Annotated in this window: 12 protein-coding genes; 8 read left to right on the top strand and 4 right to left on the bottom strand. The window is 73.3% G+C overall.

The window, feature by feature from the left end; genetic code table 11:
• The first annotated feature begins 8 nt into the window (after positions 1–8).
• The 5 genes from V1258_RS08420 to V1258_RS08400 all read left to right on the top strand — a co-directional run bounded on the left by V1258_RS08420 (position 9) and on the right by V1258_RS08400 (position 6884).
• A complete protein-coding gene (locus tag V1258_RS08420) occupies positions 9–794 on the top strand; it encodes an IclR family transcriptional regulator (RefSeq protein ID WP_329749219.1) in 786 nt (261 codons plus the stop codon).
• A gap of 308 nt (positions 795–1102) precedes the next feature.
• A complete protein-coding gene (gene hutU, locus V1258_RS08415) occupies positions 1103–2785 on the top strand; it encodes a urocanate hydratase (RefSeq protein WP_329749218.1) in 1683 nt (560 codons plus the stop codon).
• A gap of 11 nt (positions 2786–2796) precedes the next feature.
• Positions 2797–4131, top strand: a complete 1335-nt coding sequence (locus V1258_RS08410; RefSeq protein ID WP_329749217.1) for an amidohydrolase family protein — start codon at positions 2797–2799, stop codon at positions 4129–4131.
• Between the two features lie 54 nt (positions 4132–4185).
• On the top strand, positions 4186–5727 hold the full coding sequence (gene hutH, locus V1258_RS08405) for a histidine ammonia-lyase (protein ID WP_329749216.1): 1542 nt from the start codon (positions 4186–4188) through the stop codon (positions 5725–5727).
• 173 nt (positions 5728–5900) lie between these two features.
• Entirely contained in the window at positions 5901–6884 is a 984-nt protein-coding gene (locus tag V1258_RS08400; protein ID WP_329749215.1) for a TerC family protein, read from the top strand.
• Positions 6885–6990: 106 nt separating this feature from the next.
• On the opposite strand, the gene V1258_RS08395 is transcribed toward V1258_RS08400, so the two are convergent.
• The 4 genes from V1258_RS08395 to V1258_RS08380 form a co-directional block, all read right to left on the bottom strand.
• Positions 6991–7818 (bottom strand): SDR family oxidoreductase, encoded by an 828-nt coding sequence (locus V1258_RS08395; protein WP_442878603.1) that lies wholly within the window; start codon positions 7816–7818, stop codon positions 6991–6993.
• 67 nt (positions 7819–7885) lie between these two features.
• On the bottom strand, positions 7886–8449 hold the full coding sequence (locus tag V1258_RS08390) for a DUF488 domain-containing protein (RefSeq protein ID WP_329749213.1): 564 nt from the start codon (positions 8447–8449) through the stop codon (positions 7886–7888).
• Between the two features lie 88 nt (positions 8450–8537).
• Positions 8538–9107, bottom strand: a complete 570-nt coding sequence (locus V1258_RS08385; RefSeq protein ID WP_329749212.1) for a cysteine hydrolase family protein — start codon at positions 9105–9107, stop codon at positions 8538–8540.
• Positions 9104–10639: a purine-cytosine permease family protein gene (locus V1258_RS08380; protein WP_329749211.1), complete on the bottom strand. Its 1536-nt coding sequence runs from the start codon at positions 10637–10639 to the stop codon at positions 9104–9106. Before V1258_RS08380 ends, V1258_RS08385 begins: the two co-directional genes overlap by 4 nt.
• Positions 10640–10878: 239 nt before the next feature.
• Here V1258_RS08380 and V1258_RS08375 point away from each other — a divergent pair, with 239 nt between their 5' ends.
• The 3 genes from V1258_RS08375 to V1258_RS08365 all read left to right on the top strand — a co-directional run bounded on the left by V1258_RS08375 (position 10879) and on the right by V1258_RS08365 (position 13344).
• A complete protein-coding gene (locus V1258_RS08375) occupies positions 10879–11925 on the top strand; it encodes an FUSC family protein (RefSeq protein WP_329749210.1) in 1047 nt (348 codons plus the stop codon).
• 56 nt (positions 11926–11981) lie between these two features.
• Positions 11982–12791 carry a methyltransferase domain-containing protein gene (locus V1258_RS08370; RefSeq protein ID WP_329749209.1) on the top strand — a complete coding sequence of 270 codons (810 nt, stop codon included), beginning with the start codon at positions 11982–11984 and terminating at the stop codon, positions 12789–12791.
• Between the two features lie 67 nt (positions 12792–12858).
• Entirely contained in the window at positions 12859–13344 is a 486-nt protein-coding gene (locus V1258_RS08365; RefSeq protein WP_329749208.1) for a hypothetical protein, read from the top strand.
• The last annotated feature ends 81 nt before the right edge of the window (positions 13345–13425 follow it).

The following is a 13425-nucleotide window of genomic DNA, read 5'->3' as shown; positions in this document are numbered from 1 at the left end:
CGCCTACCATGACCTCCCCGAAAGTCCCCGCGGCCGACGCGACGCTGCGCCTGCTGACGTTCCTCGCCTCGCGACGCGCCCCGGTGCCCGCCGCGCGCATCGCGCAGGAGCTGGACCTGCCGCGCTCTCGCACCTACGACCTGCTCGCGACTCTCGTCGAGCACGGGTACGTCCTGCACCTCGAGCAGGAGCGGCTGTACGGGCTGGGGCCGGCGGCGCACGAGCTCTCCGGCGCCTATCTGCGCCAGGAGCCGCTGGCCCGGATCGGCCGACGGGTCGTCGAGGCGATGGTCGACGAGGTGGGGGAGAGCGGGCACCTCGCGGTGCTGCACGGCCGGGACGTGCTCTACGTCGTCGAGGAGCGCGCCCGGAACCGGCCGAGCCTCGTCACCGACGTCGGCGTGCGGATCCCCGCCCATCTCACGGCGAGCGGCCGCGCGATCCTCGCCCACCTGCCCGCCGCGCAGCTGCGCGCCCTCTATGGCACCGCGGCCGACTTCGCCGCCCGCACCGACGCTCCCGGCCCCTCCACGCCGAAGGCGCTGCGGGAGCTGCTGACGGCCGTGCGGGCCGACGGGGTCGCGAGGGAGTCCGGGGAGGTCAGCGACGAGATGGGCTCTGTCGCCGCCGTCGTGCGGGACCATGCCGGCTGGCCCGCCGCCGCCGTGGCGCTGACCTTCGTCGAGGCCCGCGTCGGCCCGGCCGAGCGCGAGCGCCTAGCCGCCTCGGTGCGTCGCGCTGCGGAGGAGATCACGCGGCGCCTCGGTGGGCGGACCGGAGCGCCCCCGCGCTGACCCCACGCCGCTCGCCCAGCCCCCACCCTCCCGCCCCGCCCACCTCGCCGGTGACCGATCGGTCATGTGCGCCTGTGTTCCCTCCACGGAACAGAGATGCACATGACTCGCGAGTAATGTCCGCGTCCGCGTCCGCGTCGGCGTCGGCGTCCGCGTCGGCGTCGGCGTGGGAGTGCGCGTGTGCTTGAGCTCGGGTATCGCCAGTCCGGGATCCCGGACATCACTGCGATCCGGCCCCTCGACCCGGCCCCGGGGCGGTGATGTCCTGGGGAGAACCCCCGAGACCCCTCTCGACGAAGGAGCCGACGATGTCCCTCCCCGGAGCCCGCCCCGTCCGCGCTGACCGCGGCACCGCCCTCTCCGCCAAGTCCTGGCAGACCGAGGCGCCGCTGCGCATGCTCATGAACAACCTCGACCCCGAGGTCGCCGAGCGCCCCGATGACCTGGTGGTCTACGGCGGGACCGGCCGCGCCGCCCGCTCCTGGGAGGCCTTCGACGCGATCGTCGACACCCTCAAGGACCTCGAGGACGACGAGACCCTGCTGGTCCAGTCCGGCAAGCCCGTCGGCGTGCTGCGCACGAACGAGTGGGCCCCGCGCGTGCTGCTCGCGAACTCCAACCTCGTCGGCGACTGGGCGACCTGGCCCGAGTTCCGCAAGCTCGAGGCCGAGGGCCTCATGATGTACGGCCAGATGACAGCGGGGTCCTGGATCTACATCGCCACCCAGGGCATCCTGCAGGGCACCTTCGAGACCTTCGCGGCCGTGGCGCAGAAGCGCTTCGGCGGCACCCTCGCCGGCACCATCACCCTCACCGGCGGCTGCGGCGGCATGGGCGGCGCGCAGCCGCTCGCCGTCACCCTCAACGACGGCGTGTGCCTGATCGTGGACGTGGACCGCTCCCGCCTCGAGCGCCGTGTCGCCAAGCGCTATCTCACCGAGATCGCCGACGACCTCGAGGACGCGATCGCCCGCGCCAACGCCGCCAAGGCCGAGAAGCGCGGCGTCTCGATCGGCATCGTCGGCAACGCGGCGGACGTCTTCCCCGCCCTGCTCGAGCGCCACCGCGCCGGTGACCTGCAGATCGACGTGGTCACCGACCAGACCTCCGCCCACGACCCGCTGAGCTACCTCCCCTCCGAGATCTCCGTCGAGGACTGGCAGCGCGAGGCCGAGGCCGACGCCGAGGGGTTCACCAAGAAGTCCCGCGAGGCCATGGCCCGCCAGGTCCAGGCCATGGTCGAGTTTCAGGACGCCGGCGCCGAGGTGTTCGACTACGGCAACTCGATCCGCGACGAGGCCCGCCACGCCGGCTACGACCGCGCCTTCGCCTTCCCCGGCTTCGTCCCCGCCTACATCCGCCCCCTGTTCTGCGAGGGCCTCGGCCCGTTCCGCTGGGTCGCGCTGTCCGGCGACCCCGAGGACATCGCCGTCACCGACGCCGCGCTCAAGGAGCTCTTCCCCGAGAACGAGCACCTGCACCGCTGGCTCGACGCGGCCGGCGAGCACGTCGAGTTCGAGGGCCTGCCCGCCCGCATCTGCTGGCTCGGCTACGGCGAGCGCCACCAGGCCGGGATGCTCTTCAACGACCTCGTCCGCGAGGGGAAGGTCAAGGCCCCCATCGTCATCGGCCGCGACCATCTCGACTCCGGCTCCGTCGCCTCCCCCTACCGGGAGACCGAGGCGATGCTCGACGGCTCCGATGCGATCGCCGACTGGCCGCTGCTGAACGCCCTGACCGCCACCAGCTCCGGCGCGACCTGGGTGTCGATCCACCACGGCGGCGGCGTCGGCATCGGCCGCTCGATCCACGCCGGCCAGGTCGGCCTCGCCGACGGCACCGACCTCGCCCGGCGCAAGCTCGAGCGCCTGCTCACCAACGACCCGGCGATGGGCGTCATCCGCCACGTCGACGCCGGCTACTCGCGCGCCGACCAGGTCGCCCACGAGCGCGGTGTGCGCATCCCGATGACCCCCACCCGACGGGACTGAGGAGCACGCCGATGGCCGCCCCGACCTCGATGCTGCTCACCGGCATCTCCGAGCTGTGGACCCTCGATCCCGCCCTCGACGACCCCGCGCGCCCCGGGCGGGTCACCGAGGAGCAGGTGCTCCACGACGCCGCCGTCGTGATCGAGGACGGCCGCATCGCCTGGACCGGCCCCGAGGCCGAGGCGCCGCCCGCCGATGCGGCCGAGGATCTCGGCGGCCGCGCCGTGCTGCCCGGCTGGGTGGACTCCCACTCCCACCTGGTCTTCGACGGGGACCGCGCCGCCGAGTTCGAGGCCCGGATGGCGGGGCAGTCCTATGCGGCGGGCGGCATCGGCGTGACCACCGCGGCGACGCGGGAGGCGTCCGACGAGCGGCTGCGCCGACTCGTGTGCGCCCGGCTCGCCGAGGCCGCCGCGGGCGGCACGACCACGATGGAGACGAAGACCGGCTACGGCCTCACCGTCGCCGACGAGGCCCGGGCCGCGCGCCTGCTCGCCGCCCTCTCGGCCGACGGGGAGATCGACGAGGTCACCTTCCTCGGCGCCCATCTCGTCCCGCGGGAGTTCGACGGCACGGACGGCCGGCCCGGGGCCGAGTCCTACGTCGACCTCGTCGCCGGGGAGATGCTCGCCGCGGTCGCCGAGTACGTGCGCTGGATCGACGTCTTCTGCGAGGAGGGCGCCTTCACCCCCGAGCAGTCCGAGCGGGTGTTGCGCGCCGGGGCCGCGGCCGGCCTCGGACTGCGCGTCCACGGCCACCAGCTGGGCCGCAGCGGCGGGGTCGCGCTCGCCGCCGAGCTCGGTGCCGCGAGCGTCGACCACCTCAACCACCTCTCGGCCGAAGACATCGAGGCGCTCGCCGCGACCGCCTCCCGGCCCACCGTGCCGGCGACGGCGGAGCCCACCGAGTCTGCCACCGGGCCAGCCGCGGCGGAGGGGGAGGCGCCCGGCCTGCTCGCGGTCGATGCGGGGCCGACGGTCGCGACCGTGCTGCCCGCCTGCGACCTCTCCACCCGGGCCCCGCTCGCGCCGGCCCGCGCGCTCCTCGACGCCGGTGCCGCTCTCGCGATCGCCTCCAACTGCAACCCCGGCACCAGCTACACCAGCGCCATGGGCTTCTGCGTCTCCACCGCCGTGCTGCAGATGCACCTCAGCCTCGACGAGGCTCTCCGCGCCGCGACCCGCGGCGGGGCGCTCGCGCTGCGCCGCGCCGACGTCGGCCATCTCGGGATCGGCGCCCGCGCCGACCTCCACGTGCTGGACGCCCCCGCGGCGATCCACCTCGCCTACCGCCCCGGCATGCCGCTCACCCACCAGGTGCGGCGTCGCGGGGAGCGGATCGCCTGACCACCGCCCCACCGGCTCTCCCGGAGCCGACGCATCGACCGAGAGGACTTCCTCATGACCCACACCGTCACGCTCTCCACCGTCGGGATCACCGCCGCGGACGTGCTCGCCGTCGCCCGTCGCGGGGCGCGCGTCGAGCTCGACCCCGCCGCGCGGGAGCAGGTCGCCGCGGTCCGCGCCCACATCGACGCCCTCGCCGCGGGGGAGACCCCCGTCTACGGCGTCTCCACCGGCTTCGGCGCGCTCGCCGACACGTCGATCCCGCCGTCGATGCGCCACGCCCTGCAGCGCTCGCTGATCCGTTCCCACGCCGCCGGGGCGGGGCCCGAGGTCGAGACGGAGGTGGTGCGCGCCCTGATGCTGCTGCGCGCCCGCACCCTCGCCTCCGGTCGCACCGGCGTGCGCCCCGTCGTCGTCGAGACGATGCTCGCCCTGCTCGATGCCGGCATCACCCCGATCGTCCACGAGTACGGCTCGCTCGGCTGCTCGGGGGACCTCGCCCCGCTGTCCCACTGCGCGCTCGTGCTCATGGGGGAGGGTCGGGCCCGCGACCGCGACGGCAGGGAGCGGCCCGTGGCCGAGCTGCTCGCCGAGGCCGGGATCGAGCCGGTGCTCCTCGAGGAGAAGGAGGGCCTCGCGCTCATCAACGGGACCGACGGCATGCTCGGCATGCTGCTCATGGCGCTCGCGGACCTCGACGAGCTGGTGCGGATCAGCGATCTCACCACCTCCCTGTCGGTGCAGGGCCTGCGCGGCCGGGACACGGTGTTCCGCCCGGAGCTGCACGGCCCGCTGCGCCCCCATCCGGGCCAGGAGGCCTCGGCCGCGAACATCCTCGCCCTGCTCGCGGGTTCGGGGATCATCGCCGACGTCGCCGCCGAGGGCTCCCGCGTGCAGGACGCTTACTCGCTGCGCTGCGCCCCGCAGGTCGCCGGGGCGGTGCGGGACACCATCGAGCACGCCCGCACCGTCGCCGGCCGGGAGCTCGCGAGCGCGATCGACAACCCCGTCGTGCTCGAGGACGGAACGGTCACCTCCAACGGCAACTTCCACGGGGCGCCCGTCGCGTACGTGCTGGACTTCCTCGCGATCGCGAGCGCGGATCTCGCCTCGATCGCCGAGCGCCGCACCGACCGGATGCTCGACAAGGCCCGCTCCCACGGCCTGCCGCCCTTCCTCGCCGACGACCCCGGCGTGGACTCCGGCTTCATGATCGCCCAGTACACGCAGGCCGCCCTGGTTTCGGAGATGAAACGCCTCGCGGTGCCCGCGAGCGTGGACTCGATCCCGTCCTCCGCGATGCAGGAGGACCACGTCTCGATGGGCTGGCACGCCGCCCGCAAGCTCCGCACCAGCGTGGAGAATCTCCGCCGGGTCCTCGCGATCGAGCTGCTGACCGCCGCCCGCGCGATCGACCTGCGCGCCCCGCTGACCCCGTCGGCCGCGGGTGCCGCCGCGATCGCGGTGCTGCGGCGCACCGTCGACGGCCCCGGTCCGGACCGCTTCCTCGCCCCGGACATCGCCGAGGCGGAGGCGCGACTGCGCGACGGCTCGGTGCTCACCGCCGTCGAGGAGGTCACCGGGCCCCTCGCCTGACGAGGGGTTGCCGCCCCGTGCCGGACCGGGGCGATGAGCGTGAGGTCACCGCCGTTCGCCGGGTGCGCAGGGGCGGCCCGGGGTTAGCCTGAGACGTCGTTCCCCGGGGCAAAGGTCCGCAAGGGGGGCGTCCCGTCCCCCCTCCGCCCCGGAGCCCTCTGAAAGAAGTCCCCATGGGAGAACTGCATCTCGGCTTCGAGATCGCCGCTCTGGTCGTGCTCTGCGTGATCCTGCTCGCCGATCTTCTGCTCGTCCTCAAGCGCCCCCACGTGCCGTCCATGAAGGAGTGCGCGGCGTGGATCGGCTTCTACGTCGGCCTCGCGCTCGTCTTCGCGGCGGTGCTGTTCTTCGTGGGCGGTGCGAAGCCGTCCTCCGAGTTCCTCACCGGCTGGCTGCTCGAGTACTCGCTGAGCGTCGACAACCTCTTCGTCTTCATCATCATCATGGCGAAGTTCGGGGTGCCGCGGAGGTACCAGCAGGAAGCGCTGATGGTGGGCATCATCATCGCGCTGGTCGCGCGCGGACTGTTCATCCTCGCGGGCTCGGTGATCATCGAGCACTTCGTCGGGATCTTCTACCTCTTCGGCCTGTTCCTGCTCTACACCGCATGGAAGCAGGCCTTCGCCGACGAGGACGGCGACTCGGACTCGTGGATCATGCGCATGGTCCGCAAGGTGATCCCGGTGGCCGACCACTACGACGGCAACAAGCTCCGCACCGTCGTGAACGGCCGCACCATGTTCACCCCCTTGCTGCTGGTGTTCATCACGCTCGGCATCACCGACGTCATGTTCGCGCTCGACTCGATCCCCGCGATCTTCGGCGTCACCCGCAACCCGTTCCTGGTCTTCACCGCGAACATCTTCGCGCTCATGGGCCTGCGCCAGCTGTACTTCCTGCTCGGCGGGATGCTCGACCGCCTCGCCTACCTGCACTACGGCATCGCGGCGATCCTCGGCTTCATCGGCGTGAAGCTGCTGATCCACGCGATCCACGAGGCGCCGCTCGGCTTCATCCCCGGCTTCTCCACCCTGCAGAAGATCCCCGAGGTGCCGATCTGGCTCTCGCTGACCTTCATCGTGGTCGCCATGGGCGTCGCGATCATCGCCTCGCTCGTGGCGTCGAACCGGAAGGACAGCGCCGAGACCGCCGCCTGATCCACCGCACGAACGGCCGACGGGACCCGCTGAGCGGGCCCGTCGGCCGTTCCGCGTCCGGGAACGGGAGCGCTGGGCTCGCGGATCTGACCGCTGGCGTTGCGGATCAGACCGCCGGGGTCGCGAAGCCGCCGTTGGACAGCAGCAGCTGGCCGCGGATCCAGGCGCCCCGCTCGGAGACGAGGAAGCGCACCAGGTCCGCGACCGTCCCGGGCTCGCCGAGCTCGCCGCCCGGGGTCTGCGCGGCGCAGGCCGCGCGGACCCGGTCGTCCATCCAGCCGGTGTCGATCGGGCCGGGATTGATCACGTTGGTGCGTATCCCGCGGTCCGCGAGCTCGTGGGTGCCGGCGAGCACGAGCCGGTCCAGAGCGCCCTTGGTCGCGCCGTAGGGGAGGTTGTGGGCGGTGTGGTCGCTGGTCAGGGCAATCACTGCGCCGCCGGCAGAACCAGCGCCGCCGGCAGAACCCGCGCCGCCGGCCTCGGACTCGACGGCGACCTGCTCGGCGAAGGCCTTCAGCAGCAGCCAGCTCGCGCGGACGTTGACCGCGTAGTGCCGGTCGAAGCTCTCCACGGTCGTGTCCAGTATCGAGGAGTCCACCGACTCGCAGTGGCTCATCACGAGCGCGCCGAGCGGGCCCAGCTGTTCATGGGCCTCGGCCACGAGGCGCGGCGGCACCGCGGGATCCGCGAGGTCGCCGTCCAGCAGCACCACCTCCGTGCCCTCCGCGCGGAGCTCCTCGGCGAGGTCGGTGACGTCGGAGGGCTCGCCGTTCACCCGGCGGTCGTAGGCGTCCAGGGAGCACAGGGCCAGAGCGAAGCCGTCGGCAGCGAGGCCGCGGGCCAGGGCGGCGCCGATGCCGCGGCGTCGACCCACCCCGGTGAGCAGGGCGGCGCGGGGCGGGGCGGGGGAGACGGGGAAGCCGGCGGGGGACATCATGGGCCGACGGTAGATCCCGGCAGCGGCCCGTGGCCAGGTCTTTTCCCGGGCAGGCCGCGCCGGGTCAGCCCTCGTCGGTCCGGTCCCAGACCACGTGGCCGTCCTCGTCCAGCCGGGCGCCGGCGCCCGGCTCGTGCGGCCGCTGCTGGCCCGAGTGCATCAGGTCCAGCACCTCGACCCCGTGCTCGAGCAGCATCACGTCGGCGATGAGGCGGCGATGGCAGCGCCACCAGACCGCCTCCGAGCACATCACCGCGGTGCGCTCGCGCGCCACGTCGGCCCGCAGCTCCGTGATGCCGGCCCGGAACTCCTCGCTGCGGGTCCAGGCGGCGTAGGCGCGGAACTGGGCGACCCGCCACCAGGGGTCCCGGGTGGCGGCGTCCTCCTCCGTCGTGAGCCGTCGCCGCCCGCCCAGGCGCTCGTCCCAGCGGTAGTCGATACCGGCGCCGCGGCAGATCTCCTCGACCTTGCCGCGGGCGGCGGCGTCGTTCGTCCGGGACCCCGGGAAGCGGCGCACGTCCACCAGCTGCCGGATGCCCGCGCCCGTCAGCAGATCGGCGAGCTCCTCCGGCTCCAGTCGACCATGACCGACGGTGAGCAGCGCGGGAGAGGGCACCTCCGCGGTCACGCCCGCGGGCCGTCCAGAGCGACCGCCTGGACCGGTTCGTGCTTCGTCATCGTCGTTCCTCTCAGTCGGGGAGAAGGGTCCGCGGCGCTCAGGGACCCGCGAGCACGTCGGCGGTGCTGCGCAGATCCACCTGCGGGCCGAACAGGCCCATGGTCTGCAGGGCCGCGGCGCCGTTCGGGGCGGTGGAGGCGGCGCAGGCGTCGGTCACGACGGTCAGGTGCGCCCCGGCATCGGCGGCGGCGAGCACGGTCGCGATCACGCAGCAGTCGGTGGAGACCCCGGCGATCAGCAGCGGGGCGCGGGTCGCGTCCTCGCCGAGGTGCGCGCGCAGTTGCGGGCCCCACTTCCCGAAGGTCGGCTCGTCGACCGTGGGGTGCGCGGTGAGACCGGCCGCGCCGTCCACCAGCGCGTACAGCGGGTCGTCGGCCGGAGCGTCCGCGAAGGGCCAGGTGCGGAAGTAGTCGCCCCAAGAGGTCTCGCGGTCCGCCGTCGGCAGCCAGCGGCTGATCAGGGTCCGCTCGGGGCCGACGGCGGCGGCGAGCTCCCGGATCCGCTCCCAGGTCGCGTCCCAGAACGGGGAGGCCCAGTCCGAGCCGGGGTCGGCGAAGATCCGCTGCGGGTCGATCACCAGCAGCCAGGGGGCGGGGGCCGGGCTCATGCGCCGCGTTCCTGCTCTCGGATCTTCCCGCGCCGGGCGAACCAGGTCACGGCGAACGAGAACAGCAGCGCGAAGAGCACGCCCACGTTCGCGTATGCCCAGTTCCCGTCCCAGTAGGAGCCGGCCGGATCCTCGACGAAGGTGCCGAGGCCCAGCGGCTCGAGCAGGTAGCCCTGCCAGTTGTTCCACGGGGCGTCGTCCGCGAAGGAGTTCACCACCAGGCCCCAGCCGACCACCGAGGCGACCACGAGGGTGCCCACCGAGATCCAGTCGACGGAGCCGTAGCGGCCCGCCGGATCGAACAGCGCCTGCTCGTCGTAGTCGGCACGGCGGGAGAGCACGTCGGCGATGAGGATCCCGGCCCAGGCGGCGATCGGCACGCCGAGGGTGATGAGGAAGCTCTGGAAGGGGCCGATGAAGTTCTGCGCGAAGAAGGCGACCCAGATGGTGCCCGCCGTGAGGATCACGCCGTCCACGGCGGCCGCGGCCGGGCGGGGGATGTCGATGCCGAGGCTGATCAGGGTCAGGCCCGAGGAGTAGATGCCGAGCACCGCGCCGGAGACCAGGGTCAGCACGGCGACGATCCAGAACGGCACCAGCGCCCACAGGGGCAGGATCGAGATCAGCGCGCCGATGGGGTCGCCCGCGATCGCACCGTTCAGCTCCTCGTCGGAGCCCGCGAGCAGCAGCCCGAAGATCACCAGCACCACCGGGGCGGCGGCGCCGCCGACGGTGTTCCACAGGACGATCGAGCCGTCGGACGCCGTGCGCTTCTGGTACCGCGACCAGTCCGCGGAGATGTTGATCCAGCCCAGCCCGAAGCCGGTCATCACCATCACCAGCGCGCCGATCATCGCCTGCGGCGGGCCCGACGGGGCAGAGAGCACGGCCACGAGGTCGATGTGGGGGATCGTGAGGATCATGAAGAGGATGGTCATCGCCCCGGTCGCCCAGGTCAGGATCGACTGCAGCTTCATGATCGTGTGATAGCCGAGCACGGAGGCGCCGACGATCAGCGCCGCGATCGCGAGCGCCGCGATGACCGTGACGGCGCCGCCGGCGCCGATCCCGAGGATCTCGAAGACGGTGGCGGTGGCGAGCACGGCGGAGATCGCGAGCGAGGTCTCCCAGCCGATCGAGGTCAGCCACGAGACGATGCCCGGCACCTTCTGCCCGTGCACGCCGAAGGCCGCGCGGGAGAGCACCATCGTCGGCGCGGAGCCGCGCTTGCCGGCGATCGCCACCAGCCCGCACAGCGCGAAGCTGATGATGATGCCGAGGACCGCGACGATCGTCGCCTGCCAGAAGCTGATCCCGAAGCCCAGCAGGTAGGAGCCGTAGCTCATCCCGAACACGGACACGTTCGCGGCGAACCACGGCCAGAAGAGGTCGCGCGGGCGGGCGGTGCGCGCGGACTCCTCGATGATCTCGATGCCGGTGGTCTCGACGAGACCGGGGGCCGACGGGGCCGTCGGGCCGGACGCTCCGGCGGACGCGGAGGAGGCGGAGGAAGAGTCGGGAGAAGGCGACATACGAGGCTCCGGGGGTGGGCAGAGGACCGCCCGCGAGGGGGCGCTGGCGGCAGTCTCCCACGTCACAGCCGCCCCAGGTGTCTGCTGGCTCATGGCGGGGCACGTCCGCGCGGATCTACGCTGAGCTGGTCCTGCCCCCGGTCGACGCCCCGTGTGCGCGCGTCCCGGTGGGCAGACCCCTCGACGCCGACCGCCGGGACGCCCTCCCGGACGGCCCCGACCTGCCCGGAAGGAGCCCGATGAGCTCGCCGACCGACCTCGCCGCGCGGGCCCGCGGCCTGCTCCGCATCGCCCCCGCCCGGGTCGACCACCTCCCCGCGCTGCGCATCGCCGTCGGCCTCGCGATCCCGCTCGCGATCCTGCTCGCCGCCGGCCGGGTCGACTGGGCGATGTATGCGGGCTTCGGGGCATTCACCGGCATCTACTCCCGCTACGAGCCGACCCGCGTGCGCTTCCGCCGGCAGGGCCTCGCGGGCGCGCAGCTGACGCTCTGCGTCACCCTCGGCGCGGGCCTCGCCCAGCTCACCGAGGTCCTGCCCGTCGCGGCCGGCTCCTGGCTCGTGATCGTCGTGACCGCCCTGGTCGCGGGCGGCTCCGCGGCGTTCGTGACCTCCCGCGGGCTGAAGCCGGGCGGCGCGATCTTCCCGGTCTTCGCGGTCTCCGCCGTCGCCTCCGCGGCCGTGGCCGCCCCGTTCTGGCTCGCGGGCCTCGTCGCCGCGGCCTGCGCCGCGCTGTGCATCGTCCTCGGGCTGCTCGGGCACTGGGCGGGGGAGCGTCACCCGGACGCGGTCGTGGGCCGCGACCACGAGCTGTTCACCGCCCGACAGCTGGGCGGTGAGTTCGTCCGCTACACCGTCGCGGCGCTTGTCGCGGGGGCGCTGGGCCTCCTCTCGGGGCTGCCGTTCCCGTACTGGGCGCAGGTCGCCGCCGTCGCGCCGCTGTCCTCGCCCGGGCACGGGGCACGGGTCGAGCGGGCGGTGCACCGTCTCGTCGGCACCGTGCTCGGTGTGGTCGTCACGGCGTTCCTGCTGTCCTTCCCGGCCGAGCCGTGGCAGCTCGTGGTGTGGGTCGTGGTGCTGCAGTTCCTCGCCGAGATGTTCATCCTGCGCAATTACTCTCTCGCGCTCCTCTTCGTCACCCCGCTCGCGCTGCTCATGGTGCAGCTGGGGCACCCGCAGCCCGCGGTGCCGATGCTGCAGGCGCGGGTGCTCGAGACGGCGATCGGTGTGGTCGTCGGTCTCGTGCTGGTGCTCGGCCGCTACGCGCGGGAGCAGCGCGCGGTATAGCGCCGCCCTGTGAACCGGGCCGATGTCGTCCCGGCCCCCGGCGTAGCGTCGACGGCATGACCGACGAGACCGTGTACACCCACGGCTACGGCCCCGCCGTGCTGACCAGCCACCGCGCCCGCACCGCCGAGAACTCCGCCGCGTACCTCCTGCCGCACCTCCGCACGGGGATGCGCCTGCTCGACGTGGGCAGCGGCGCGGGCACGATCACCGCGGGCCTCGCCCGGATCGTCGGCCCGGGGAACGTCACCGCGCTCGAGGTCGCCGAGGAGTCTGCGGCGCTGACCCGCGCGGAGCTCGCGGCGCAGGGGCTGGACGAGGTGACGGTCGTGGTCGGCGACGCCCAGGCGTTGGACCTCCCCGACGACGCCTTCGACGTGGTCCACGCCCACCAGGTGCTCCAGCACCTCCCGCGGCCTGTCGACGCGCTGCGCGAGGCGCGCCGCGTGACCCGTCCGGGCGGCCTCGTCGCCGTGCGGGACAGCGACTACGAGGGCTTCCGCTGGTTCCCCGAGGATGCGCGGCTGGACCGCTGGCTCACGCTCTACCTCGCCGCCGCCCGAGCCAACGGCGGGACGCCCGACGCCGGCCGGCGCCTGCTCGCCTGGGCCCACGAGGCGGGCTTCACCGACGTCACCCCCGGGGCGTCGACCTGGTTGCACGCCACCGAGGAGGCCCGCGCGGCCTGGGGCGCGACCTGGTCCGGCCGCATCACCTCCGACCCGCTCGCGGGGCAGCTCGAGCACGAGGGGCTCGCCGACGCCGCCGTGCGTGAGGACGTGGCCCGCGCCTTCCGCGACTGGGCGGCACACCCCGACGCCTGGTTCGTGCTGCTGCACGGGGAGATCCTCGCCGTCTCGCCGTGAGCGCACCCGCGGCCACGGGAGCGGCCTACCCTGGTCCCGACCACTGTCACTTCGGGAGGATCCCCTGATGAACCTCAGCTCCGCCATCCTGCGCGCCGTCCCCGGCGCGTTCATCCTCAACTCCGGCATCGGCAAGCTCGGCATGGACGAGCAGACCGCCGCGCATCTCCAGGGGATGGCCGTCAACGGCATCCCCGCGGTCGAGACGCTCTCCCCGAAGCAGTTCGGGCGGCTCGTCGCGTTCGGCGAGATCGCCGTGGGATCCTCCCTGCTGCTGCCCTTCGTGCCCACCAAGGTCGCGGGCCTCGCGCTCTCCGGGTTCTCCGGCTCGATGCTCTCGATGTACTTCCGCACCCCGGAGATGACCGAGGCCGATGGCGTGCGTCCCTCGCAGTCCGGGACCCCGCTGGCCAAGGATTCCTGGATGGCGGCGATCGCCCTCGCCCTGATCATCGGCACCGGCAGCGGCTCCCGCGAGGCGAAGAGGGCCGCCAAGCAGGCCGAGAAGCGCGCCGTGAAGCTCGAACGCGCCCTCGAGAAGCAGGCCGACTGACCCCCGCGCCGGCCGGGCCCCCGCCCCGCCCCACCGGTTGTGGGGGGTGGGGTTTTTTTTTTTTGAGGGGCAGAGGCGAAA

Source organism: Brachybacterium sp. J153, assembly GCF_036311905.1.
Lineage (GTDB): Bacteria > Actinomycetota > Actinomycetes > Actinomycetales > Dermabacteraceae > Brachybacterium.
This window is presented reverse-complemented; position numbering and strand designations above follow the sequence as displayed.